Annotated in this window: 23 protein-coding genes; 10 read left to right on the forward strand and 13 right to left on the reverse strand. The window is 42.4% G+C overall.

From position 1 onward, the window contains the following. Positions 1-300: 300 nt before the first annotated feature. From AC2A4J_RS16215 to AC2A4J_RS16240, 6 genes are all read right to left on the reverse strand, one after another. Complete coding sequence (locus AC2A4J_RS16215; protein WP_484176766.1) at positions 301-939, reverse strand: protein-methionine-sulfoxide reductase heme-binding subunit MsrQ; 639 nt, start codon at positions 937-939, stop codon at positions 301-303. Next, on the reverse strand, positions 908-1,900 hold the full coding sequence (gene msrP, locus AC2A4J_RS16220) for a protein-methionine-sulfoxide reductase catalytic subunit MsrP (protein ID WP_484176767.1): 993 nt from the start codon (positions 1,898-1,900) through the stop codon (positions 908-910). Before msrP ends, AC2A4J_RS16215 begins: the two co-directional genes overlap by 32 nt. Positions 1,901-2,001: 101 nt before the next feature. Then, a complete protein-coding gene (pssA, locus tag AC2A4J_RS16225; RefSeq protein ID WP_255828340.1) occupies positions 2,002-2,772 on the reverse strand; it encodes a CDP-diacylglycerol--serine O-phosphatidyltransferase in 771 nt (256 codons plus the stop codon). Between the two features lie 29 nt (positions 2,773-2,801). Continuing rightward, entirely contained in the window at positions 2,802-4,085 is a 1,284-nt protein-coding gene (gene hemL, locus AC2A4J_RS16230) for a glutamate-1-semialdehyde 2,1-aminomutase (protein ID WP_484176768.1), read from the reverse strand. A gap of 120 nt (positions 4,086-4,205) precedes the next feature. Next, complete coding sequence (locus AC2A4J_RS16235) at positions 4,206-5,828, reverse strand: chloride channel protein (protein ID WP_484176769.1); 1,623 nt, start codon at positions 5,826-5,828, stop codon at positions 4,206-4,208. A 172-nt stretch (positions 5,829-6,000) separates the two neighbouring features. Beyond that, positions 6,001-6,429: an Lrp/AsnC family transcriptional regulator gene (locus AC2A4J_RS16240; protein ID WP_255828337.1), complete on the reverse strand. Its 429-nt coding sequence runs from the start codon at positions 6,427-6,429 to the stop codon at positions 6,001-6,003. A gap of 158 nt (positions 6,430-6,587) precedes the next feature. On the opposite strand from AC2A4J_RS16240, the gene yjeH reads away from it, so the two are divergent. Beyond that, complete coding sequence (gene yjeH / locus AC2A4J_RS16245; protein ID WP_484176770.1) at positions 6,588-7,865, forward strand: L-methionine/branched-chain amino acid transporter; 1,278 nt, start codon at positions 6,588-6,590, stop codon at positions 7,863-7,865. A 64-nt stretch (positions 7,866-7,929) separates the two neighbouring features. Beyond that, the gene (luxS, locus tag AC2A4J_RS16250) at positions 7,930-8,442 is read left to right on the forward strand and encodes an S-ribosylhomocysteine lyase (protein ID WP_255828335.1); all 513 of its coding nucleotides are present in this window, start codon (positions 7,930-7,932) and stop codon (positions 8,440-8,442) included. Positions 8,443-8,521: 79 nt separating this feature from the next. Here luxS and AC2A4J_RS16255 read toward each other — a convergent pair whose 3' ends face one another. After that, positions 8,522-9,157: a LysE family translocator gene (locus tag AC2A4J_RS16255; protein ID WP_484176771.1), complete on the reverse strand. Its 636-nt coding sequence runs from the start codon at positions 9,155-9,157 to the stop codon at positions 8,522-8,524. Positions 9,158-9,458: 301 nt separating this feature from the next. Between AC2A4J_RS16255 and AC2A4J_RS16260 the strand changes: the two genes are divergently transcribed. Further along, on the forward strand, positions 9,459-10,334 hold the full coding sequence (locus AC2A4J_RS16260) for a DMT family transporter (RefSeq protein WP_484176772.1): 876 nt from the start codon (positions 9,459-9,461) through the stop codon (positions 10,332-10,334). Here AC2A4J_RS16260 and AC2A4J_RS16265 read toward each other — a convergent pair. From AC2A4J_RS16265 to AC2A4J_RS16275, 3 genes are all read right to left on the reverse strand, one after another. Further along, positions 10,331-10,777: an Lrp/AsnC family transcriptional regulator gene (locus AC2A4J_RS16265; RefSeq protein WP_255828332.1), complete on the reverse strand. Its 447-nt coding sequence runs from the start codon at positions 10,775-10,777 to the stop codon at positions 10,331-10,333. The genes AC2A4J_RS16260 and AC2A4J_RS16265 overlap by 4 nt on opposite strands. A gap of 82 nt (positions 10,778-10,859) precedes the next feature. Beyond that, positions 10,860-11,351, reverse strand: coding sequence for an acetolactate synthase small subunit (ilvN, locus tag AC2A4J_RS16270; protein ID WP_110577225.1), 492 nt, complete (start codon positions 11,349-11,351; stop codon positions 10,860-10,862). A gap of 1 nt (position 11,352) precedes the next feature. Further along, a complete protein-coding gene (locus tag AC2A4J_RS16275) occupies positions 11,353-13,065 on the reverse strand; it encodes an acetolactate synthase 3 large subunit (RefSeq protein WP_484176773.1) in 1,713 nt (570 codons plus the stop codon). Positions 13,066-13,502: 437 nt separating this feature from the next. Between AC2A4J_RS16275 and AC2A4J_RS16280 the strand changes: the two genes are divergently transcribed. Further along, a complete protein-coding gene (locus AC2A4J_RS16280) occupies positions 13,503-13,763 on the forward strand; it encodes a hypothetical protein (protein ID WP_114413407.1) in 261 nt (86 codons plus the stop codon). A 60-nt stretch (positions 13,764-13,823) separates the two neighbouring features. Continuing rightward, the gene (gene queG / locus AC2A4J_RS16285) at positions 13,824-14,897 is read left to right on the forward strand and encodes a tRNA epoxyqueuosine(34) reductase QueG (protein ID WP_484176774.1); all 1,074 of its coding nucleotides are present in this window, start codon (positions 13,824-13,826) and stop codon (positions 14,895-14,897) included. A gap of 3 nt (positions 14,898-14,900) precedes the next feature. Here the strand turns inward: queG and AC2A4J_RS16290 are convergent, their stop codons facing one another. Next, positions 14,901-15,758: an acyl-CoA thioesterase gene (locus tag AC2A4J_RS16290; RefSeq protein WP_255828329.1), complete on the reverse strand. Its 858-nt coding sequence runs from the start codon at positions 15,756-15,758 to the stop codon at positions 14,901-14,903. A 176-nt stretch (positions 15,759-15,934) separates the two neighbouring features. On the opposite strand from AC2A4J_RS16290, the gene moaA reads away from it, so the two are divergent. The 4 genes from moaA (at position 15,935) to AC2A4J_RS16310 (ending at position 19,254) form a co-directional block, all read left to right on the forward strand. After that, entirely contained in the window at positions 15,935-16,960 is a 1,026-nt protein-coding gene (moaA, locus tag AC2A4J_RS16295; protein ID WP_484176775.1) for a GTP 3',8-cyclase MoaA, read from the forward strand. A 13-nt stretch (positions 16,961-16,973) separates the two neighbouring features. Further along, positions 16,974-17,510, forward strand: coding sequence for a molybdenum cofactor biosynthesis protein B (moaB, locus tag AC2A4J_RS16300; RefSeq protein WP_484176776.1), 537 nt, complete (start codon positions 16,974-16,976; stop codon positions 17,508-17,510). Positions 17,511-17,515: 5 nt separating this feature from the next. After that, positions 17,516-18,709, forward strand: a complete 1,194-nt coding sequence (locus AC2A4J_RS16305) for a molybdopterin molybdotransferase MoeA (RefSeq protein ID WP_484176777.1) — start codon at positions 17,516-17,518, stop codon at positions 18,707-18,709. A 119-nt stretch (positions 18,710-18,828) separates the two neighbouring features. Beyond that, entirely contained in the window at positions 18,829-19,254 is a 426-nt protein-coding gene (locus AC2A4J_RS16310) for a HepT-like ribonuclease domain-containing protein (RefSeq protein ID WP_255828324.1), read from the forward strand. 19 nt (positions 19,255-19,273) lie between these two features. Here the strand turns inward: AC2A4J_RS16310 and AC2A4J_RS16315 are convergent, their stop codons facing one another. Together AC2A4J_RS16315 and serB are read right to left on the reverse strand one after the other, a co-directional pair. Then, on the reverse strand, positions 19,274-20,194 hold the full coding sequence (locus tag AC2A4J_RS16315) for a LysR family transcriptional regulator (protein ID WP_255828323.1): 921 nt from the start codon (positions 20,192-20,194) through the stop codon (positions 19,274-19,276). Positions 20,195-20,336: 142 nt separating this feature from the next. Continuing rightward, positions 20,337-21,248, reverse strand: coding sequence for a phosphoserine phosphatase SerB (gene serB / locus AC2A4J_RS16320; protein WP_484176778.1), 912 nt, complete (start codon positions 21,246-21,248; stop codon positions 20,337-20,339). Between the two features lie 146 nt (positions 21,249-21,394). Here serB and AC2A4J_RS16325 point away from each other — a divergent pair, with 146 nt between their 5' ends. After that, positions 21,395-22,834, forward strand: coding sequence for an AhpA/YtjB family protein (locus tag AC2A4J_RS16325; RefSeq protein WP_484176779.1), 1,440 nt, complete (start codon positions 21,395-21,397; stop codon positions 22,832-22,834). The last annotated feature ends 82 nt before the right edge of the window (positions 22,835-22,916 follow it).

Genomic DNA, 22,916 nt, shown 5'->3' on the forward strand with positions numbered 1-22,916 from the left:
AACTTAATCATTTCATCGTCCCGAAGAACAACAAAACAACATAAAGCGAATTGACGTGTTAGACGTTTCGCAAGACTTCAATTTTTTTGATCGTCTCGAATCGGTTAAAAACCAATCCGGACAATCTTCTGAAGCCTCCAGCGAGCGCCCACACAAATTATCTGATTATCTATTTTAAAGAGCGTCTGATTCATCATTGAACTTGCTTACCTTAGTAAGTTGCAAACCGTTGTTTGCGTCGTTCTCCGTGTCAGTGGGTGCGTATAATACATCCCCAAAAATTCTGCGCAAGCTCTTTTTTCATTTTTTACTAAAAAATTTTTTATAGGTTGGTATCGTAGGGATTTTCACTATTAATAAGGGAACTAAAAAAACCGAAAAATAAACAGCTAGTGAGATGTCATCTTTAACTTGCCACCATAGGTGGGCAATAACACCAATAGCTGCAAGGTACATTAAACGATGCAAAGGCTTCCACTTTTTCCCCAAAGCACGCACCATTCCTTTGGTGCTAGTAATAGCTAAAACAGCCATAATAGACAAAGCAGCCACACCAACATAAATATATGGCTTTTCAACCAAATCCGAACTTATCCAAGTCCAGCTCAATCCTGCAAACAAAACCAAATAAATAACAAAATGAAGCAAACCATAAAAGAAGGCGGTTAATCCGATAAAGCGTCGATAGCGATTAATCACTTTCAGATGCTTGAATTTACCAACCAAGGTCATCGCCATCACAGCAACAACAAAAACAGATGCCCAGATACCACTTAGCCTCATCAGCAATTTACCAGGGTCAGGAAAGTATTGCCCCATCAACAATGAAATCAACATCCATATAAAAGGCAAGGTAAATATAATTAAAATATACGGCTTTTCTCTTCTGTCCCAAAATGTCGCCATTCTAATAAAACCTTTTAAGATCCATGCCTGCATACAAAGCCCCGACCTCTTCCTCGTAGCCATTAAACATTTTTGTCTCAATAACATTTGGAAAAAGCACACCGCCAGGCAGACGTCGTTCTTGTTTTTGCGACCAACGAGGGTGATCAACATTCGGATTTACATTGGCATAAAAACCATATTCGTTAGGAGCTAACATACTCCATGTAGTTTCAGGCATGGTTTCAACAAAACGAATTTTCACAATAGACTTAATACTTTTAAAGCCATACTTCCAAGGCAAAACTAAGCGAACAGGTGCACCATTTTGATTTGGCAATATGCTTCCATACATACCAACGGCAAGTAAAGCGAGAGGGTTCATTGCTTCATCAATACGTAATCCTTCTCTATATGGCCAATCTAAACCGCCACCACGCTGTCCTGGCATTTCTTTGGGGTCATATAAGGTCTCGAAGTAAACATATTTTGCTTTGGACGTTGGTTCAAACTTCTTTAAAACGGTAGCAAGAGAAACCCCAACCCAAGGAATCACCATTGACCAAGCCTCAACACAACGAAGACGATAAATTCGCTCTTCTAGCATTGATTCCTTGATAATATCCTCTAGATCAAATACGCCTGTTTTGCCAGCCTCACCTTCTACCGTTATTGTCCATGGTGTAGTTTGAAACTTAGAAGCCTTATCTTTAGGGTCGCTTTTTCCATAGCCAAATTCATAAAAGTTATTATATGAAGTAGCAACATCATAAGGCGAGATTTTATCGCCTTTACCGAAGGAGGTTTCAGCTATATTTGCAAAGGAAGATTTAAGAGCGGAAGGCGGAGATAAAGGATTACCCTCTTGAAGCGCAGCAGAAACATGCCCAATACCACCTACACCAAGAGCAACACCACCCGTCACCTTCATAAATTGGCGACGATTTAAGTAAATAGACTTATCGGTTACCTCTGACTCAGAACAATCAGACGCTTTTTTATTAAAAATTAGCATAGCATGACCCCTTCTATTATCTAAATAATTGACAAGAGGGCATGCTACAAGTTCAGCAAAGCTCTCGAATTAAGAAAGAATGCTCTTTTTTGCCACATTGTTTAGCGAAGTCGCTTAAATATAATTCCGAGCGGCCCCCACAAACCATAAAGGCAAAAAACACTCATCAATACCAATGCAGGCTCTAATGCGACCAACACCAAAACCAAAACCGCAATAAGTAGCACCACAAAAGGAACACGCCCTTTTAAATTAAGGTCTTTAAAGCTTCGGTACTTCACATTACTGACCATCAATAACCCCGTAATAGGAACGATCAACGCCATCAGTGTCGCCATACTTTCGCCTGAAAAACCTTTATCGTTAGCAGCCCAAATTACACCAGCAACAAGAGCGGCTGCTGCAGGACTCGGCAAACCTGTAAAATAACGTTTTTCTTCAACACCAAGCATGGTATTAAATCGAGCCAGACGAAGTGCCGCACCAACAGCGTAGATAAATGCTGCAATCCAACCAATTTTACCAAGTGGTGCCAAAGACCAAGTAAATACAACAAGAGCCGGCGCAATACCAAAGGAAACCATATCAGCAAGAGAATCATATTCAGCGCCAAACGCACTTTGAGTATGAGTCAAACGAGCAACACGCCCATCTAGGCCATCAAATACCATTGATATAAAAATAGCGACAGCGGCATGAGTAAAGTTTTCATTCATTGCTGCAATAATCGAGTAGAAACCCGAAAAAAGCGCAGCCGTCGTAAACAGGTTAGGCAATAAGTACACCCCCTTGTGCGGCTGTTTCTTTTCATCACCAACGTCTACGTCTTCAATTTCATCAACCGGTGATTTTTTCACATCATCAATAGACATGTTACCAACCTTCCTATTTCACAAATTATTTATACTAGCTTAGCAAAAGAACGCTTAGCCGCTTCTATTGTGTAATCGATATCGTCTTCTGAATGGGCCTGTGAGATAAAACCAGCCTCAAACGCAGCAGGAGCAAAATATACGCCCTCTTCTAGCATGTAGTGGAAGAACGCTTTAAATTTACTTAAATCGCACTTCTGCACGTCAGCAAACGTCTTCACTGCGTCAGCTTCAGTAAAAAAGAAACCAAACATTCCACCGACACTCACAACACAGAAAGGCACACCGGCATCATCCGCTGCTTTTTTCAGTCCAGAAACAAGACGATTAGCCTTAGAACCTAATGTCTGATGAAAGCCATTTTCACTGATTTTATTCAAAACAGCCAAGCCTGCTACCATAGCCACTGGGTTACCTGATAATGTACCAGCCTGGTAAACAGGGCCTAATGGAGAAATATGCTCCATGATTTCACGCTTACCACCAAAGGCACCGACGGGCATACCCGCGCCAATCACTTTGCCTAGCGTTGTCAGATCAGGAACAATATTAAAATGGTCCTGAGCACCACCAAGAGCCACACGGAATCCAGTCATCACCTCGTCAAAGATTAAAACGGCACCTGATTCATCACATACTTTACGTAGTGTCTCAAGGAAACCTTCAACAGGTAAAATACAGTTCATATTACCCGCAACAGGTTCGACAATAATACAAGCGATTTGATCCCCAATTTCAGCGAAGCAGCGAGTCACTTCTTCGATATTATTGTATTGCAATGTGATCGTATGCTTCGCCAAATCGGCAGGCACACCAGGAGAGTTTGGAACACCAAGGGTTAATGCCCCAGAGCCAGCCTTTACAAGCAAAGAATCTGAGTGACCATGATAGCAACCCTCAAACTTAACGATTTTATCGCGTCCGGTGTAACCACGAGCCAAACGTATCGCACTCATCGTCGCTTCAGTACCCGAATTCACCATGCGCACCATATCCATAGAAGGGACAAGCTCACACACTTTCTCCGCCATAGTAATTTCGACTTCTGTCGGTGCACCAAAACTTAAACCAAAATCTAATTGCTGCCTAACCGCATCCAACACATCGGGGTGAGAGTGGCCTAAAATCATTGGCCCCCAAGACCCCACATAATCTATGTAGCGTTTTTTATCTTCATCATAAACATAAGCCCCTTCCCCACGCTGGAAAAATATAGGAGTGCCGCCCACACCATTAAAAGCTCGTACTGGAGAGTTAACGCCTCCAGGAATACGGTGTTGGGCTCGTGCGTATAGATCTTCTGAACGACTCATATTTATTCAAATCCCATAACTGATAATTTACAAAAACAAGCAACTTTCAACATAAAAAGCGCCGCTAACCATAAAGACTTTAACCAAGAGTCAGTAAGTAAATTCCTATCTGAAAAATCACTACTGGTCACTTTTTAACAAAAATTGATCAAGATGATGACGAGAAACCAAACTAAAGGAAGACGTATCAGCAACAGCCACCAACACTTCTGGCAAACCATATTGCTGAAACCAATCGAGCATAACCTCTAACGAAGAAGGCTCATCAATCAAAGGCACAAGAGTTGATTCTAAAGCCAAAGACAAATCCATCTTTACTCGGTCCCCCTCCGCAACTAACCATAACTGCGGCCCTTGATCTAAGGCATTCAGCGTATCCAACACAGAAATTCGTCGAACCAGACGATACTCGTTACCTATCTCGAAAACGACATAGTCTATCATACTTGATGCTAAATCTTTTACTTGCTCGATAGGCACCTGTTTAGGAAGAAGCAAGACATCTTCAGCGACAGGCCTGACTGTATGGTGTCTTAGATAACGCTGAAATGGGCTTATTGTTGAAGACATTCCCATAAAGCTCAACCTTTCAACAAACACAGATTCTTGATGAAAAAATACTCGCATCAACAAGCAAGCAAACACAATAACAAACAGCGCAGGTACAATAGCAGCAGACGAATGAGTCATTTCTATAATCGCCACCAGTGCGGTCAATGGCGCTTGGAAGCAGGCAGCCATCATTGCAGCCATTCCTAACAAGGCAAATAAAGCCACATCCGCTACGTTATTATCAAATACCAGTGCTACCTGAACACCCGCCAAACCACCAATAATAAAAGTCGGCCCAATCATGCCACCAGGAACCCCCAAACCAATGGTAAATGCAGTCAGCACGGTCTTAATAACAATTAACAGCAGCAGTGAGTAAAGAACTAAATCGCCCGATAACAAACGAGAAAGAGAAAGATAACCACTGCCTAATGATTCAGGCAAATAGATTGCTGCCAATGCAGTGGCAATAGCAACCAACAAAAAACGCCACCAAATAGATACACCACTAAAACGCCAAAGGCTTTTTTGCGTATGAAGAAACAAAGCAGACAGCAAAACAATGAAAACAACCAAGATAAAACACGCGAAAAATAAGTCTGTTGAAAGCAATACGGAGGAGATATTTTCAATGCTAAAAATATCCAAAGGACCAATAAAGAAATGACTGACTAAAGTAGCAATGACAGAAGATAGTAAAACAGGTAAAACGTAACGCTGCCGATATTCCAAAAAAATCACTTCAAAAGCAAACAGAACACCAGCTAAAGGCGTTTGAAATATTGCCGAAATAGCTCCTGCAACACCACACGCCAACAAGGTTTCGACACCATACTGAGGTAACTTAGCTTTTTCAGCCAAATAACCACCGAGCGTAGCACCAAGATGTACCGCTGGACCCTCCTTGCCAATCGAAAGACCACCAGCCAAACCAATCGCAGCAGAAAAAAACTGTACGACGGCATTCCAGACAGGCAAATTACCATGATGATAGTTTAGACGCTCAACAACATAAGGCACACCCACTTTATGAAGTCGGTTCGGCAGCAAGGTAAAAAACAACGCCAAAACAATGCAAGAAGCTAAAGAAAGCCCAACACGCCACTCAACGGGCAAGGATTCAAAAGAATCAAAATCCGCGTCAATTAAATATCGGGTAGGTAAATAAATCACGGCATAAAAAAAAGCCATCAAAAGGCCACTTAGCAAGCCACACAAGGCACCAAGTAGAGCTAAAATAATCAGATCATCATAAGATTTTGCTTTACTAGACCATCTTTCCCTTAAGTTTAACCTTTTCAGAAAACTCTCCATTTTGGGGTGCGTTCAGACAATCAATGCCGTATTTACCAATGAATGTCACTTACCAACGATCTAGGCGCTTAGCGAGACACATGTGAGTCACCACTTTGTGCAAATTAGGCCATGTCTCCATTATTTCACGTATTTCATTCATCCTATCCATTGATGCCGCCTGCACTAACAATAGCAGATCAAGATCACCACTAATGGAATGAGCCAATTTAACTTCTGGAATACCACTAATCAAAGGCAATACTTGCTCACAAGATAAAGGTCGAAATGTCAGAGCGATATACGCACTAACCCCTTCCTCTTTTGAAACAGAAGTATGAGCGTGATAACCCGTAATGGTTCGATTATCTTCCATGCGGCGAATCCGCTCCGTCACCGCAGAACGAGATAAATTTACCTGCCGACTAATATCTGAAACAGAAAGTCGAGCATCGTCTACCAGTAACGCTAATATTTTTTGATCATAATGATCGGCCACTCAAGCCCCCTTTCACAACATAGTCATTCAACTTGACGGCCATTCAGGCAAAATGCGCCTTAATAGGGTCAACTTGTATAGCGTATCGATAATGTAAGTATTTTATCCTTAGCAGCAATAAATAACAGCCACAGAATTTAACAAGTTAAGGCAAACAAATGACTCAATACCAAAAAACTCTTGGTCCTCTTCAGGGTATAGCAATGACGGTGACCACGTTTATGGGAACCGGCTTAATGATCTTACCTGCGATGTCTGTTGCAGAAGCTGGATCCTTTGCGTTTTATGCTTGGTTAATCACAGCAGCCATGATTATTCCCATTGCGTTTATTTTCGCTTTGCTTGGCTCTAAATACCCTTCTGCTGGAGGTGCATCGCACTATATTGGTCGAGCATTTGGCTCGCGTTATGAAAAAGCCGTTGGCTGGTTATTTTTAAGCATCTTATTAGTTGGCCCTGCTGTCGCAATAAAAGTCGCCGCGGCCTATTTAATTATTATATTTAACGCTCCTGATGACTGGGTTCTTGCGTTTAGCCTACTCACTCTGGCAGGCATGCTTTTCTTTGCCATCGTAGGTATGAAAACCTCAGCGAGATTTCAAACAGGAGTTGTCATTGTAATGATTGGCACAATTCTATGGCTTTGCTTTATAGGCGACATTGTTGGTAGCCGCCAAGTAATAGAAGCGCCAATAACGAGTTCAGAATGGCAACAAACCCTATACGCCACAGGCGTTATATTTTGGTGCTTTTTAGGTATTGAAGTCATGGCGCATATGGGCGCCGAGTTCAAAAATCCCACTAGAGACTTCCCAATCGCATTATTGGGTGGCATTGCTATCGTTATTCTTGCGTATCTAAGCTTGGTACTACTTATCGCTTGGCACCATACTTATGGAGACGAAGTGACCAATAGCCAATCCTTAGCACTTTTGGTAAGTAAACTCATGGGCGAAACCAGTAGCCGATTCTTTGCAGTTGGTGCCTATGTAATCGCTTTCGCCAACGTCGCTATTTATATCTTAGGCTTTTCTCGCATGGTGCAATCCATGGCACAGCAAGGTGCACTGCCTAAAACCTTTATTCAACTCAATAAAAACGGCGCGCCAGAAAGAGCGGTTCTATTAGTTGGTTTTATTACGTTATTCTCCATTGTGTTTTCTGAACTATCTGGATGGAAAATGTCATGGTTCATTGAAATGACAAACGGTAGCTTTTTGCTCATTTACACACTCACCTGCATTGCTGCATTCAAGCTGGTTAATCGAGCAATTCAAGTGCTGGCCGTTATTGCCTTAATAAGCTGTAGCTTCATGGTGCTTTTCATTGGTCAAGGCATGTTATTCGCTGTTATCGCTTTTTGCTTGGCTCTTAGCTATGAATACTTGAAGTCACCAAAAAGCCCAATCAAAGAGTCAAAACTTCATGTACAATAGTGGCAATTGACATCAACATTTATACAGCAACGATAATTTCGTTGAGCTAAGCAGGGGAGTTTTTATGCCATTACTAGACAGTTTTCGTGTCGATCACACTCGTATGGATGCACCAGCAGTACGTGTTGCTAAATCCATGTCTACACCTAAGGGTGATGACATCACAGTCTTTGATTTACGCTTCTGCGTACCAAATGAAGAAATTCTTTCAGAGAAAGGTATTCATACACTAGAGCATTTATTTGCTGGCTTCATGCGTGAGCACCTAAATAGTAACAACGTCGAAATCATCGATATTTCGCCAATGGGTTGCCGTACAGGTTTCTATATGAGCTTGATCGGCACACCTTCTGAAAGCACCGTTGCAGCTTCTTGGAAAGCGGCAATGGAAGATGTATTACAAGTGAAAGCCAAAGCCGATATTCCAGAACTTAACGAATATCAGTGCGGCACTTACGAAATGCACTCCCTAGAAGAAGCGCAAGAAATCGCGAAAATGATTCTAAGCCGTGACGTAAAAGTGAATAGTAACGAAGAGCTATACCTAAGCGAAGAGTTCTTGAAAGAACACAGCTAAGCACTGTTACTCAGTACAATGTAAAAAAGGTGGTCAATGCGACCACCTTTTTTATTGAGTGCAAGAAAGAATATTGACCTTAAGAACGCGTTGCCGTTGCTAAAAAGGCACTCGCTGCAACGAATACACTCCCCATACCGCGATTAAGATTTTTCATACCTTTGGGGCTTCGAATCAAACGTCGAATTTGTTTTCCACTCATGGCATAAACATAAGCCGCGATAAATTCTGTACCGCAGAAGGTTAATCCCATCCAGAAAAACTGCATAGGAACAGGCTGACTAAGATCAAGCAGCTGAGGAAAAATAGCGGTAAATAACAATACGGCTTTTGGGTTACCAATTGCCACCAAAAACTCCTGACGCATTCTTGCTAAATGTCCGCGTTTCGCCTTGGTCCCCTCTTCACTTTCATGTTCCTCTAAAACCATTGCTGCGCTGCGCCATGTTTTGATGCCAACATAAAATAAGTAAGCCACACCAAACCATTTGATGACACTAAACCAAAACGTAGAAGACACAATGATCGCCCCCAAACCGAGAGCAGAAATCAGCATCAAAATGCTAAACGCTAGGTTTCGACCAACTACTGCAATCACAGCCTTAGTTGCCCCAACCTGCATTCCATTATGCATCGCTGTAAAATTATTTGGACCAGGCCCTAAAGACAGCAACATTAACAATGGCGCAGTTGCTAACCAAATACTGAGTGTCATAACAATACATTCTCTTAAGATTGAGCTAAAAGCTGTCTAAATTAACAGCTAAAATTTGGCGCAACTGTACAACCAAATAATCCGCCTGTCAGCCTATTTTTTAACCTTTTCCACAACCTAAAAGTGAATATATTAAGATGCTTGAAAATCAAATAGTTAGTTCACTACATTAATAAAGCAAAACCTTAAATTTACTTTTTAATCCAAAGCCAAGCGCGTAAAGAACCTTTTTTTTAAACTGTGGAAAAACAGTTCTGCTACGTAAAATAGCCATTCCATTATCAATAATCAGGGATTAGCTATGTCGATTGCACACATTTTTTTATGGGCCACTGCCGCCATTTGGGGCTTTGCCTTTGTCGCCCAAAGTGTCGGCATGGAAAGCCTTGGACCACACAGTTTTAACGCTATGAGATTTCTATTAGCCACCTTATCGCTTTTACCTTTATTGTTTATTTTCAGACCCAAACAGTCTCAAAACAACCGTAAATTATGGTTAGGCGGCCTCGCAGCGGGTAGCTGTTTATTTTTAGGTTTTACGTGCCAACAAGTAGGTCTGCAATACACCACAGCAGGTAATGCAGGTTTTATCACTAGCATGTACATTGTGTTTGTGCCGATATTAGGACTTATGCTTGGCCATAAAACAGAGAAACATACTTGGGTCGGTGTAGGATTGGCATTAATTGGCTTATACAGCCTGACTGTTGGGCCAAACCTATCTATCAATAAAGGCGATGCGATAGAACTTTTAGGCACTTTTTTTTGGACTGGCCATGTATTGCTGATAGGTTATTTATCTCGATATGTATCTGCTTTACCGCTTTCGATTGTGCAGTTTTCCGTAGCAACAATATTAGCCACCATAACGGCTTTGACATTAGAAACACCCACGCTTGAAGGCATTAAAATGGCTTGGTGGCCTTTAGTTTATGCAGGTGTCGCTTCATCTGGTATTGCCTTCACATTACAAACGCTAGGACAAAAAAATGTTTCGCCGAGTATAAGCGCTCTTATTCTCTCATCTGAAGCGGTATTTGCCGTATTAGGGGGCTGGATATTTATGGAGGAAATTCTTTCAACCCGCGCTTTGATTGGTTGTGGTTTTATCATGACAGGGATGATTATTAGTCAGTGGCCAAGAAAAGCCATCACAGCAGAAGTCGCGGTAAGCTAATCCTCTTGAGCGATATTTAATGGCATGATGCGTTTGACTGGTGTGGTCATTATCATCATGGTGTTGGTATCGCTCAAATCAATTAACCGCTCTAACAATGCATCAAGTTTAGACATAGACTTCACCCCTACTTTGAGTACAAAAGCATAAGGCCCTGTGACGTTATAGCATTCAATCACTTCCTCTAAACCCATAACAAGTGCTTTAAACTCACGCTCTTTGGTTCGATAAACCTGACACTCAACCAAAGCAGTAATAGGGATTCCTGCTTTTTCTAAATTGACTTGGACACTGTATCCAGTAATCACACCAGACTCTTCCAGTTTTCTAACACGTTCAGCGACCGCTGGGGCTGTCAGGTGAACTAGCTTTCCAAGTTCTGCGTAGGTTAAACGGCCATTTCCTTCCAACAGTTTAAGTAGCTTCCAATTCGTCTTATCCATTTCCCCTCCAATGTGGCACCCTATCAAACGGCCATAAAAAAGCCGCGAATAATCGCGGCTTTTAAGTCTAACCACAAGGCGATTACAAAGACAGTGTCTTTTCACCACGAGCAATACCAGAAACACCAGTTCGAACCACTTCAAGCAAATGAGCACCGCCCAAGGCTTGCAAGAATCCATCTAGCTTATCCGACTCGCCCACGATTTGAACCGTGTAAATAGAAGGTGTCATATCTACAATGTTGCCACGGAAGATATCAACGGTACGTTTCACTTCAGCGCGCTGAGCACCAGTAGCACGAACCTTAACCAGCATCAATTCACGCTCAATGTGCTGACCTTCGGTCAAGTCCACCAGCTTCACCACATCAATCAACTTATTCAGTTGCTTAGTGATTTGCTCAACGACTTGATCAGAACCAAACGTCGTCAAAGTGAGACGAGACAAAGTTGGATCATCCGTTGCCGCTACGTTCAATGATTCGATGTTAAAGTTACGCTGTGAGAACAAACCAACTACTCGCGACAAAGCACCCGGCTCGTTTTCCATCAATACAGAAATAATATGTCGCATATTAGGTACGCTCCGTCTTGCTCAAGAACATATCGCGCATCGCGCCACGAGGCACTTGCATTGGATACACATGCTCTTCTGGATCCACGTAACAGTTAATGAAGACCAATTGATCTGTCATCGCAAACGCTTCTTCCATCTTGGCATCGAGTTCATCTTTGGTTCGAATTTCAACGTATTTATGGCGATAAGCGTCCATCAATACTTTAAAGTCAGGCAATGAATCCATGTAGGAGTTTGAGTAACGACCTTCATAGTTCATGTCTTGCCACTGACGGACCATGCCCAAGTAGCCATTATTCAAACACAAGATTTTCACTGGCAAACCGTATTGCAAACAGGTTGAAAGCTCTTGAATATTCATTTGAATACTACCTTCACCCGTTACACATACTACGGTTTCTTCAGGGAAGCTCATCTTCACGCCCATCGCCGCAGGAAGACCAAATCCCATCGTACCCAAACCACCGGAATTAACCCAACGGTTAGGTTTATCGAATTTATAGTACTGCGCCGCAAACATTTGATGCTGACCTACGTCAGACGCAACAAAGGCATCACCTTTAGTAGCACGCCAGCAAGCTTCGACTGCAGCCTGGGGCTTGATCTTTTCGCTACTAGTATCGTAACGACCACCGTGCACTAAACGCCATTCATTGATTTGCTTCCACCAGCCTACAAGCGCTTCAGTGTTTGAACTTTGACCATCAACCAAAGACAGCATCTCTTCCAAAACCTGATTAACAGGACCAACAATTGGCACATCTGCTCTGATGGTTTTAGAGATAGCAGCAGGGTCGATATCAATATGAATGATTTTCGCGCCAGGGCAGAATTTATCCGGGTCATTCGTTACACGGTCATCAAAGCGAGCGCCAACAGCCAAAATCACATCGCTGTGATGCATTGTCATATTCGCTTCGTAAGAGCCATGCATGCCCAGCATACCAACAGACTGCTTATCGGTTCCTGGGTATCCGCCCAAGCCCATCAGTGTGTTAGTAACAGGAACATTCAATGATTTCGCCAGTTTTACTAGCAAATCAGATGCACCGCCCATGATGACGCCACCACCGGCATAGATGATTGGGCGCTTGGCAGCAAGAAGAAGCTCAACAGCTTTTTTAATTTGACCGCTGTGGCCTTTCGTTGGGGGCGTATAAGAGCGAATAGAAACAGATTCTGGGTATTTGTATTCGTATTTATCACCTGGCATGGTCATGTCTTTTGGCACATCAATCACAACAGGCCCTGGACGACCAGTGCTAGCAATGTGATAAGCCTTTTTCATGATCATAGGAATTTCAGATGGATGTTTGACCGTGAAGCTGTGCTTCACAATTGGGCGAGATACACCAATCATATCGGTTTCTTGGAACGCATCTTCGCCGATCAGGTAGCTCATAACCTGACCACAAATAATGACCATGGGAATAGAGTCCATATAGGCTGTCGCAATACCAGTAACAGTATTGGTTGCACCTGGACCTGAAGTCACGAGAACCGTACCCGCTTTTCCCGTGGCGCGCGCATAGCCATCAGCCATGTGCGTAGCAGCTTGTTCATGCCTAACCAGAATATGCTTTACGTCAGACTGACGATGCAAAGCATCGTAAATATGAAGTGCGGCTCCACCTGGATAACCATAGATATATTCAACTCCCTCATCTTTGAGGAAGCGGGCGATCATTTCACCACCGGATAATAACTCCACCTTGTTACCCTCTATAGTATTTATCTGTCTTTTAATTTTAGTGCAGCTATTGTAACCGCATAAGACAAACAGATTAAAGTTGATAGAACGAAGTTTCTAAACTAACTGAGGTAACTTTTATAAATAAGGAACATTTATCTAAAAGTAAGAAACACTCAAACGCAAGAAATCGCAGTTTTTACACTGCCCGCGTCTTTTCGCGAGGAGAAGCGTAAAATAACAATATTGCGTCATTCTACACTTGTGCTTATCAGAACGAATCTGACTGAGATGAGCTAGTGGCCCATAAAAAGGAGTCATCGACAGGGTGTCGTCGAATTATATAGCTTTTCATTTTGTCTTTGCGCCTCAGATTTGTCAACACAAAGCGTATAAAAACTTGCTCTAAACTACGCTTCATGGTGTCATAGCGGCATAAATTGATTAGGAGTTTTACCATGGCTAATGAGCTTAACCAACAACGAGTTATTGATGAGTTTTCACGCTGTTTTCGTAAAATGCTTATGGATCCAGAGCTCGCTGGAGAATTAGTCCGTATTGCCAAAGAAAATATCAACCAACCGAATGCTTACCAGCGCATTGCAGAAGAAGTGTCCAACCAAACCACCATTAAAATCCAAGAAGAGCACACAGAAGCGGATAAAAAATTCATCAAACTCTTGATGGATGTCGTTAAAGGCGACTCTCAGCTTTACTAATTTTTGTTCTTCACGCTAGGCTGTATTTTTAGCCTAGCGTCTAATGTTTCGGTACTCATCTTGCTTCCTTCTTTTCTATCCACACCCACAGAATTAAACCAACTTGTTGATGATATTAAATCATGGGCGAATGATTTTGGTTTTGCCGATGCGCGTATCGTTGAACCCGACCTAGCACAGCATAAAGACGACTTTAACAAATGGCTTGATAATGGCTATCACGCTGGTATGGATTATCTGGCTAATCATGGAGATATGCGCTTTTACCCTGAACAGTTGCATCCAGGTACTCGTCGTGTCATCTCCCTGCGCATGCATTACTTGCCACAGTCCGTCGAAACAGTTAAACGATTACAAACCAAAGACAAAGCCTATATTGCTCGCTATGCTCTGGGACGTGATTACCATAAGCTGATTCGTAAACGCCTCACTCAATTGGCTAAGAAAATAGAGCAACAAGTTGGCGATCATGGCTACAGAGCTTTTGTAGATAGCGCGCCTATTCTGGAAAGACAAATTGCGGAACAAGCCGGCATGGGCTGGATTGGCAAAAACACCTTATTACTAACGCCAAAAGCGGGCAGCTGGTTTTTACTCGGTGAAATATTTACTAACCTGCCACTTCCTGTCGATAAGCCAACTGAGACAAGGCATTGCGGTAGCTGCACGGCCTGCCTAACTCAGTGTCCAACTGATGCCTTTGTCGAGCCTTGGGTGCTGGATGCAGGAAAGTGCATTTCTTATCTTACCATTGAACATAAAGGCTCCATTCCAGAAGAGCTGCGCGGCAAAATGGGCAATCGTATTTTTGGCTGCGATGATTGTCAGCTGGTTTGCCCTTGGACCAAGTTCGCCAAATACACTGAAGAAGATGATTTCCAACCAAGACACAACCTGGATTCAGCGGATCTGGTTGAATTATTTGAGTGGGATGAAGCAACCTTCTTAAAAAATACCGAAGGCTCACCTATTCGTCGTACAGGATTTGAAAATTGGCGCCGAAACATCGCTGTTGCACTAGGCAATGCCCCCACCAGCACAGACACTATCCAAACACTCAAAAATGCACTCCCTCACGCTTCTGAATTAGTGAAGGAGCACATTATCTGGGCATTACAACAGCACAACCTTTGACAGCTAACAAGAGTAACGCAACAAGCCTTCTTGAGCGGTTGACGCTACCAACTCTCCTTTCTGATTAAAAATTTGTCCGCGAACAAATCCTCTTCCCGAATCGGCCGATGGCGAATCCGCTACATAAAGCAACCATTCATCCAATCTAAATGGTCGATGAAACCAAATAGCATGATCCAAACTTGCAGCAGTAAGGTAAGGACTTCCAATTGAAATACCATGAGGCATCAATGCGGTTTCAATAAAACCATAATCTGTTGTGTAAGCCAGCATAGATTGATGGATTAACGCATCGTCAGGCAAAGCTGACACACTACGAATCCACATATGACGTTTCGCAATCCCTGGCCGCGGACGAAATGGGTTTTGATTCTCGACTATTCGATACTCAATGGGGCGATCTGCCGTGAATAAATCTCGCACTTTAGACGGAATTTCATCAGCATGTTCTCGATAGAGTGATAATTCGGATTTAAACGATTCAGGCCCGGGAACATTTGGCATAGCCTCTTGATGAGCCAAACCTTCTTCCTCAATATGAAAAGATACCGTCATCGCTAAAATACTTTTCCCAAATTGTGAGGCAATCACTCGTCGAACACTAAAACTCCTTCCATCACGAACGGTTTCGACTTCGTATTCAATAGGGTGAGATGAATCCCCTGGGCGCAAAAAATAACAATGTAGTGAATGAGGAAACCGTCCTTCAACTGTCTGAGTAGCCGCACTCAAACCTTGGCCAATAACCTGCCCACCAAAGAGCTTAGGAAAACCAATGTCTTGACTACGGCCTATAAACTGAGTCGCCGACACACGCTCTAACTTTAACAAACCAATAAGATTATTAACGACCTGATTCACAACAGCCCTCCAGCTTCAATAATTATCCGTATTATGTCGTGTTTAATACGGCAGCCTGAACAAAAAAACCTTATAAAGTATGATAATACTAAGAATATGATCTAAATTTTTTTAGCTTTTGCTAAATAGACATTTTTTTGCTTTGATGAACACTTAATTTATGGGGTAACTTTTTCTTGGTCACGTCCGCTTTAATTGATCCATTTGGTCGAAAAATAGACTATCTACGCATCTCTGTCACCGATCGATGCGATTTTCGCTGTACCTATTGTATGGACGAAGATGTCACCTTTATGCCTAGAGACCATATACTATCTTTAGAAGAAATTGTTCATGTGGCAAAAACCTTCATATCCATGGGTACCAAGCGAATTAGAATTACGGGTGGCGAACCTTTGGTACGCAAAAACATCCTTTGGGCTATAGAGCAAATAGCCAACACTGACGGTTTAGAAGAGCTCACTATAACCACCAATGGTTCTCAGCTTTATAAAATGGCACAAAGCCTTCTCGACGTAGGCGTATCACGAATTAACATCAGCCTAGACACATTAAAAGCCGAGCGATTTTACGCCCTAACTCGCCGGGACAAATTCCAACAAGTGATCGACGGTATAGAAGCCGCCAGTAGATTGCCTTTTAAGCGCTTAAAAATTAACAGCGTCATGCTGAAGAACCATAATGATGATGAGCTTTTCGATCTTGCTAAATTTGCTTTAGATCACAAAATGGACATCAGCTTTATTGAAGAAATGCCGCTTGGCGTGATCACCGACCACAATCGTGCTGCAACTTATCTATCTAGCGACAATGTCATCGATGCGCTTAGCGAGCACTATGAGCTCACACCGAGTTCAATCACCACCAGCGGACCGACACGCTATTATCAAGTGGCTGGTTATGATCATAAAATCGGTGTTATTTCACCACACAGCCATAACTTCTGCGACACTTGCAATCGTGTCAGACTGACGGCCGAAGGCCGCTTATTACTCTGCCTAGGCAATGAGCACTCAAAAGATTTAAGAACCGTACTACGTGATAGTTCATATTGTTCAACGACTTTAGGGTCAAAACATCATGACTCAACAGAACTAAAAAACGCCATTATTGAGGCGCTAGCACTCAAACCAGAAAAACATCATTTTAATCTCGATGAAGCTCCGCAAATTTTACGTTTCATGAGCGCAACCGGAGGCTAAACAAGGAATCCCCATGGCTAAAACACCAACACCTTTTCGACCATTAAATATCAGTGTCCTAACTGTTTCCGATACACGATCCATTGCTGAGGACACATCTGGTGATGCTCTAATTGAGCTATTAACTACAGCAGGTCACACACTGAATGAAAGAAAACTCGTTAAAGACGACGTTTATCAAATGCGTGCCGTCGTTTCTAACTGGATTGCAGATCAAGATACCCATGTTGTGCTAATCACAGGTGGAACCGGATTTTATTCGCGTGATAGCACACCAGAAGCCATGACACCGCTGTTTGATAAAAACATCGAAGGCTTTGGTGAACTGTTTCGACAAATCTCTTACACAGAAATTGGCACATCCACTATTCAGTCACGCGCTATTGCTGGATTGGCCAATCAAACACTTATTTTCTGTTTGCCAGGCTCCACTGGTGCTTGTAAAACCGCATGGAATGGTATTTTAGAAGAGCAACTTAATGCTTCTCATAGGCCCTGTAATTTTGTCAGCATGCTGATAGGCCCGTACACCAACCAACATGAGGCATAACGGACATGGCCACTTTGCTCGCCTTTGAGGACGCCCTAGAAGAAATTAAGCGCAGCGCTAGTGTTCGTGTAGAACAGCAGACAATCCCTCTCATAAAGGCTGTTGGGCGTACTCTAGCAACCAACGTGGTTGCCGGAATTTCTGTCCCACCTTATGACAACAGTGCAATGGATGGATACGCACTTGCCTGCCAAGATTGGCAAGATGGCAAACGCTTTACCGTTAGTCAACGTGTTGCCGCTGGCCAGCATCCTCAGCCTTTAATGCCAGGCACCTGTGCTCGTATTTTCACAGGTGCAAATATTCCTTCCGGCGCTGATACCGTTGTTATGCAGGAAAACGCCGAGTTAGAAGGTGACAAGGTCATCTTTACTAAACAACCGACGTCTTCCGACAATATTCGACCGTTAGGGCAAGATATGCAGATCGGTCAAACGGTTGTTAAGGCAGGTGAGAAAATTACGCCAATACACATTGGTCTTTTGTCTAGCCTTGGTATCACAGAGGTCATTGTCTACAAACAGTTGAATGTCGGTATCCTCACAACAGGCGATGAGCTGATTCCTACTGGTGAGAAACTAAAAGAGGGCCAAATCTATAATTCAAATGGCCCAATGTTAAGCGCGCTTGTCACTCAAGCTGGTCATAACGTTAGCCAATGTTTACATGCAGCTGATACACCCGAAGACACAAAAATAGCCATAAAAACTTTGACGCAATCCTGTGATGTTATTCTTTCGTCTGGCGGTGTTTCTGTTGGCGAAGAAGACCATGTAAAAGGCGCCTTGGAAAAACTCGGCAAAGTACATTTATGGAAAATAGCCATTAAGCCTGGCAAACCACTTGTTCACGCTACGCTTCAAGGCATTCCTTTTCTTGGCTTACCCGGAAACCCAAGCTCAACGTTAGTAACCTATCATTGGTTCGCTCGCCTTTTGCTGTCCATCTGTGCAGGCCAAGTTGCGGAACTTCCCAAGTCTTATCCTGTAGACGCAGGTTTTAACCAAAATAAAGCAATCCAACGAGATGAGTTCTTAAGAGTTTCCATTGGTAAAGATGGAATGGCTTACGCCCACCCACAACAAAGCTCTGGCGCCCTGCTCGCTGCGTCTGAAAGCCAAGGTTACCTGCACATCAAAGCTAATACACAAGTCGAATACGGTCATTCTTATTCTTTTTATCCTTTCTCAGGCTTCTAACTTCCCTCTTTCTTCATAACTCACCTAGACTAAGAGAGCAGCATTCTGAAAAATCAGCAGGCTGCTCTCTTGATTTGATAGGCACTAACAACAACCAGCATTCAAAAGAGGCGAATAATATGAGAGACGTCGAATGGGAAAATTCCCTATATGAGCATCAACACACCATGATCAAGCGGCTCGATGCTTTTCGAAAAGGAGCAAAAGTTGTCGAATATTCGAAAGATGAAACCATGGTGATAGAACATTCATTTCAGCTACTTGTTGCTTCCATGCTGGACCTAGCTCGTTATGTTTTGAAACACCATTACAAAACCGAAATATCTTCGCGCAAAAAAGTATTAAACGCGCTGATCACCCATAAAGAGGTTACTTATGAACAAGCGGAACAAATTAGATCGCTAATCGTTTTAAGAGATCGAATTCTGCATGATTATCTAGACGAAAATTTTGCTGATTTAGAAGAAGCCATGACGCTTAGACGCTATAGCTTAGTGGAAGTATTAACAAAAGAATGGATAACTCGCTTATCAAGCCCGTCTTAATAAGCTTAGAGCATCTAGATTATACCGAGGCATCAAGAAAAGCCTGTCGCAATAATCCACGAAACCAAACATGGGCAGCGTCATGTTGGAAACGCTCATGCCAAATCATTGAATAGTCAAATTCGCGCGAAACAAAAGGCAATTCATGTACGACAATTTCAGATACTGTCGCCGCCATATCTTCAGCAAACAGCTTTGGAACCGTCAACAATAAATCACTGTCCATTACAACTCTTGCTGCCGGTACAAAATTAGGTAAATGCACCGAAACATGACGCTTATGACCCATTTTTTCCAGCTCTCGATCAACTGCGAAATACTCTCGACGACCTAACACTACTTGCACATGACTTGCTTGCAAATAACTTTCTAATGTTAATTTATTTTCAATCCCAGGATGATCTTTACGAGCCAAACAGACCATACGATCACTCTTCAAACGCATCGCACGAATACCGGCTGGCGGTTCTTTGGACAAAACAGCGACAGCCACATCGATATTCGTTTGATCTAATTCGGCTACCATATCTTCATTCCAAGATTTTACGTCCAATATTGCATCCGGCGCTTTTTGTCGAAATTGATCCAGTATTTTAGGCAAGACAGTTAATGTGCCAAAATCTGTGGTTGATAAGGTAAACCGACGCTTACTACTTTGAGGAATGAATTCACTGGGTTGAATGAGACTTTCAAGTCCCTTTAATGTGTCCGACAAAAGTGGAGCCAAGTCTTGCGTTTTAGCTGTGGCGGATAAACCGTGTGAAGTTCGAATAAACAGAGGATCATCGAATACATCTCGTAAACGTGACAATGACCGACTGACAGCAGGCTGGGAAACATTGAGCCGAGTAGCGGCTTTGGTCACGTTCAGCTCTTCAATTAAAACTTGAAAAACATACAATAGATTTAAGTCTATATCAGACAATCGGATTTCTGACAAAACAACACCTCAAGCAAGCTTGTTATAATTATAACTCAGAATCATAACAAGCTTTTAAGGGTGACAATAGCAGTCTCTATCGTAAGCACAAAAAATTACGTTGTACTTTAAATAGCGAAAAAGCCCACAGCCAGAATAATGATTACAAAGACAGCTCTCGAATTTGCGCAGACGTCATACCAAGCAAGTACAAAATCCCATCTAGACCAAGATTGCTCATCGGACACGGCGCCTGCTCTCGAACCAAGGGCTTAGCGTGTAAAGCAACACCCAAAGCGGCATGATTAAGCATCAACAAATCATTAGCGCCATCACCACAAGCAATCGTCTGCTGCCAATCAACATTTTGCTTCGCCACAATACTTGTCAACAAAAGTTTCTTACGCTCACCATCAACGATTTCGCCTAAATGTTTGCCAGTTAGCTCATCATTTTGAATTTCTAACACATTCGCATGCACTTCAGACATATCATATTCCGCTTGGACGCGATCGGCAAAGTAAGTAAAGCCACCAGACAAAATCGCCGTATGCCATCCATAATGATGCAACACCTTCAGCAAGGTTGAAATACCGTCCATGTGCTGAATTCTGTTATAAACACCGTCCATTACGTCACTGCTTAGGCCTTTAAGTAAAGCTAGGCGCTGTACAAAGCTTTCTACAAAATCAATTTCGCCACGCATTGCGCTCGCCGTAACAGCAGAGATTTGCTCGCCAATGCCAGCCTCTACCGCTAATTCATCCATCACTTCAGCCTTAATAAGGGTAGAATCCATATCAAAAACAGCAACACCTGGCGTTTTAATGTCCAGAGTTGATGACTGATAAATATGATCAATTCCAGTATCATTAGATAAAGTTAACAGCTCAGAACGAATAGAAACGGGGTTAAGTGCACCACCATCTACCTTGACTTGCGCCACAGAGATTGCGTCTTGGGCATCTGACAGCAAGCGAATAGGCCCTTGCAAACTCCGCAAGTCTAGCCAAGCGTTAAATTTTTCAAGATATTCAGGTGTCAAAGAACCGATAAGAGTAATACTGGCAGACATAAACGCTCCTAATTCAATAAGACGCCTACTATAGCAAATCGTTTTCTTTTCGCTAAGCACCTGTTCTACTTTAAAGAATTCAGAAAACAGCCGTTATGATGTGTATACTTTAGTCATTGTTCCACGAGTTACCCCAAAGGAAGTTAATGGACACCCAATCGAAAACCAAGGCTATCACTGCATTTATACGCAAAAAACTGAGTGCGTCAGCCATCACTGTTGCCACCTTTATCTCGCTAATCATCCTAACCGTTTGTATTTTTTGGTATACGATGACACATGCGCTAGGCAACTACTTATCTCAGCAAACAGAAGTATTAGGCAGCAGCTTAGCAACTCAAGCCGCATTCAATGCGACACAGTCCATCTTAAACAACGATTTATTAAGCTTGAATGTGTTGCTGAACCGCCTCGTTGTTGATGACAATATTTTGAGTGCTCGAGTCTTCAACAAAAAAGACGAACTACTAGCAGAAGCAAGCAGTGGAAACTCAGGCATGCAATCAGAACAAGACTTTCGACCTAGCGATACTCGCAGAGTCTATAGCTCAAGCATAAAGTTTAGAGACGAGATTGTTGGCCATGTATTAATTACGCTAGACAAAACGCCGGCTCAAGCAACATTACAGCACCTAAATAACCTGTTAATTGGTGTCGCCATATTTGTATGTACCATTGCATTACTGTTGGTTATTTTAATTACAAAATGGCTTTTTGCACCGATCAATGAAGCCGCTTCAGCCCTTTCAAACTACAGCAAGGGACGAAAACCAAACGAGCTATCTTCTCCAATTTACAAAGAAGCCAAAGCACTATTTAGAGCAGTTGAAACGATTCGATCCACTGAAAAACCAAAAGAAGAAATAGAAAAGCCGGTAAAAACAGAAGAAGCTATCTCGCCAGTGGCAAAACCCCAATTTGAAATAAACTTTGACGCTATATTCGAAGAATCTAGGCAACGTAGCTGTGTTCTCTATTTCGACATTCTTAATCTAGAAGAATGGCACAAAGACATGACACCCTTGCAAGTAGCCAACTTACTAACACCAATTTATCGAGCAATATTTCAGGCTAGCGAGATCTACTTAGGTCAGGTTCATCAGTACAAAAACGATTCGGCAATCGTGCTTTTTAGTGCGCATGACTGTGAAGATAATCTTTACATTAACGCCGTCAGTACAGCGCAACTATTTTTAGGCTTAGTCAATAAGTTATTAGAAAATGAACTCTACACAGACACACCTAAACTAAACTTTCATTTAGGGTTACATCAAGGCAACACTCAAGTTACCAATATGGTGAAAGAAAATTGCTTTGAACCAGATAGAATAGAAACGCTGTTGGTAAACATTCATCAACTCAGCAAGTCTGAAAGCATGAACACTTTGGTTATTAGCGACGACATTTTCACTCTATCTCATATCCAAAATCGTGTATTCACAGGTCTACCTGAAGTCATTGAAGATAATGATAAAGAAATATTAGCCTATGAAGTAAAAGGCATGTCAGATAAATATAAACAACAAGTTCATCAGCATATTCTTGATATTACTAGCCCCGAAGAGCAAGAAGACAGCACATTGTGATCTATTGATACAAAAGCCAAACATAAAAAGACCCCCAGTAATTGGAATATCCAACTATTGAGGGTCAATTCATTAAAATAGG

Source organism: Marinomonas sp. ATLA20, assembly GCF_057180105.1.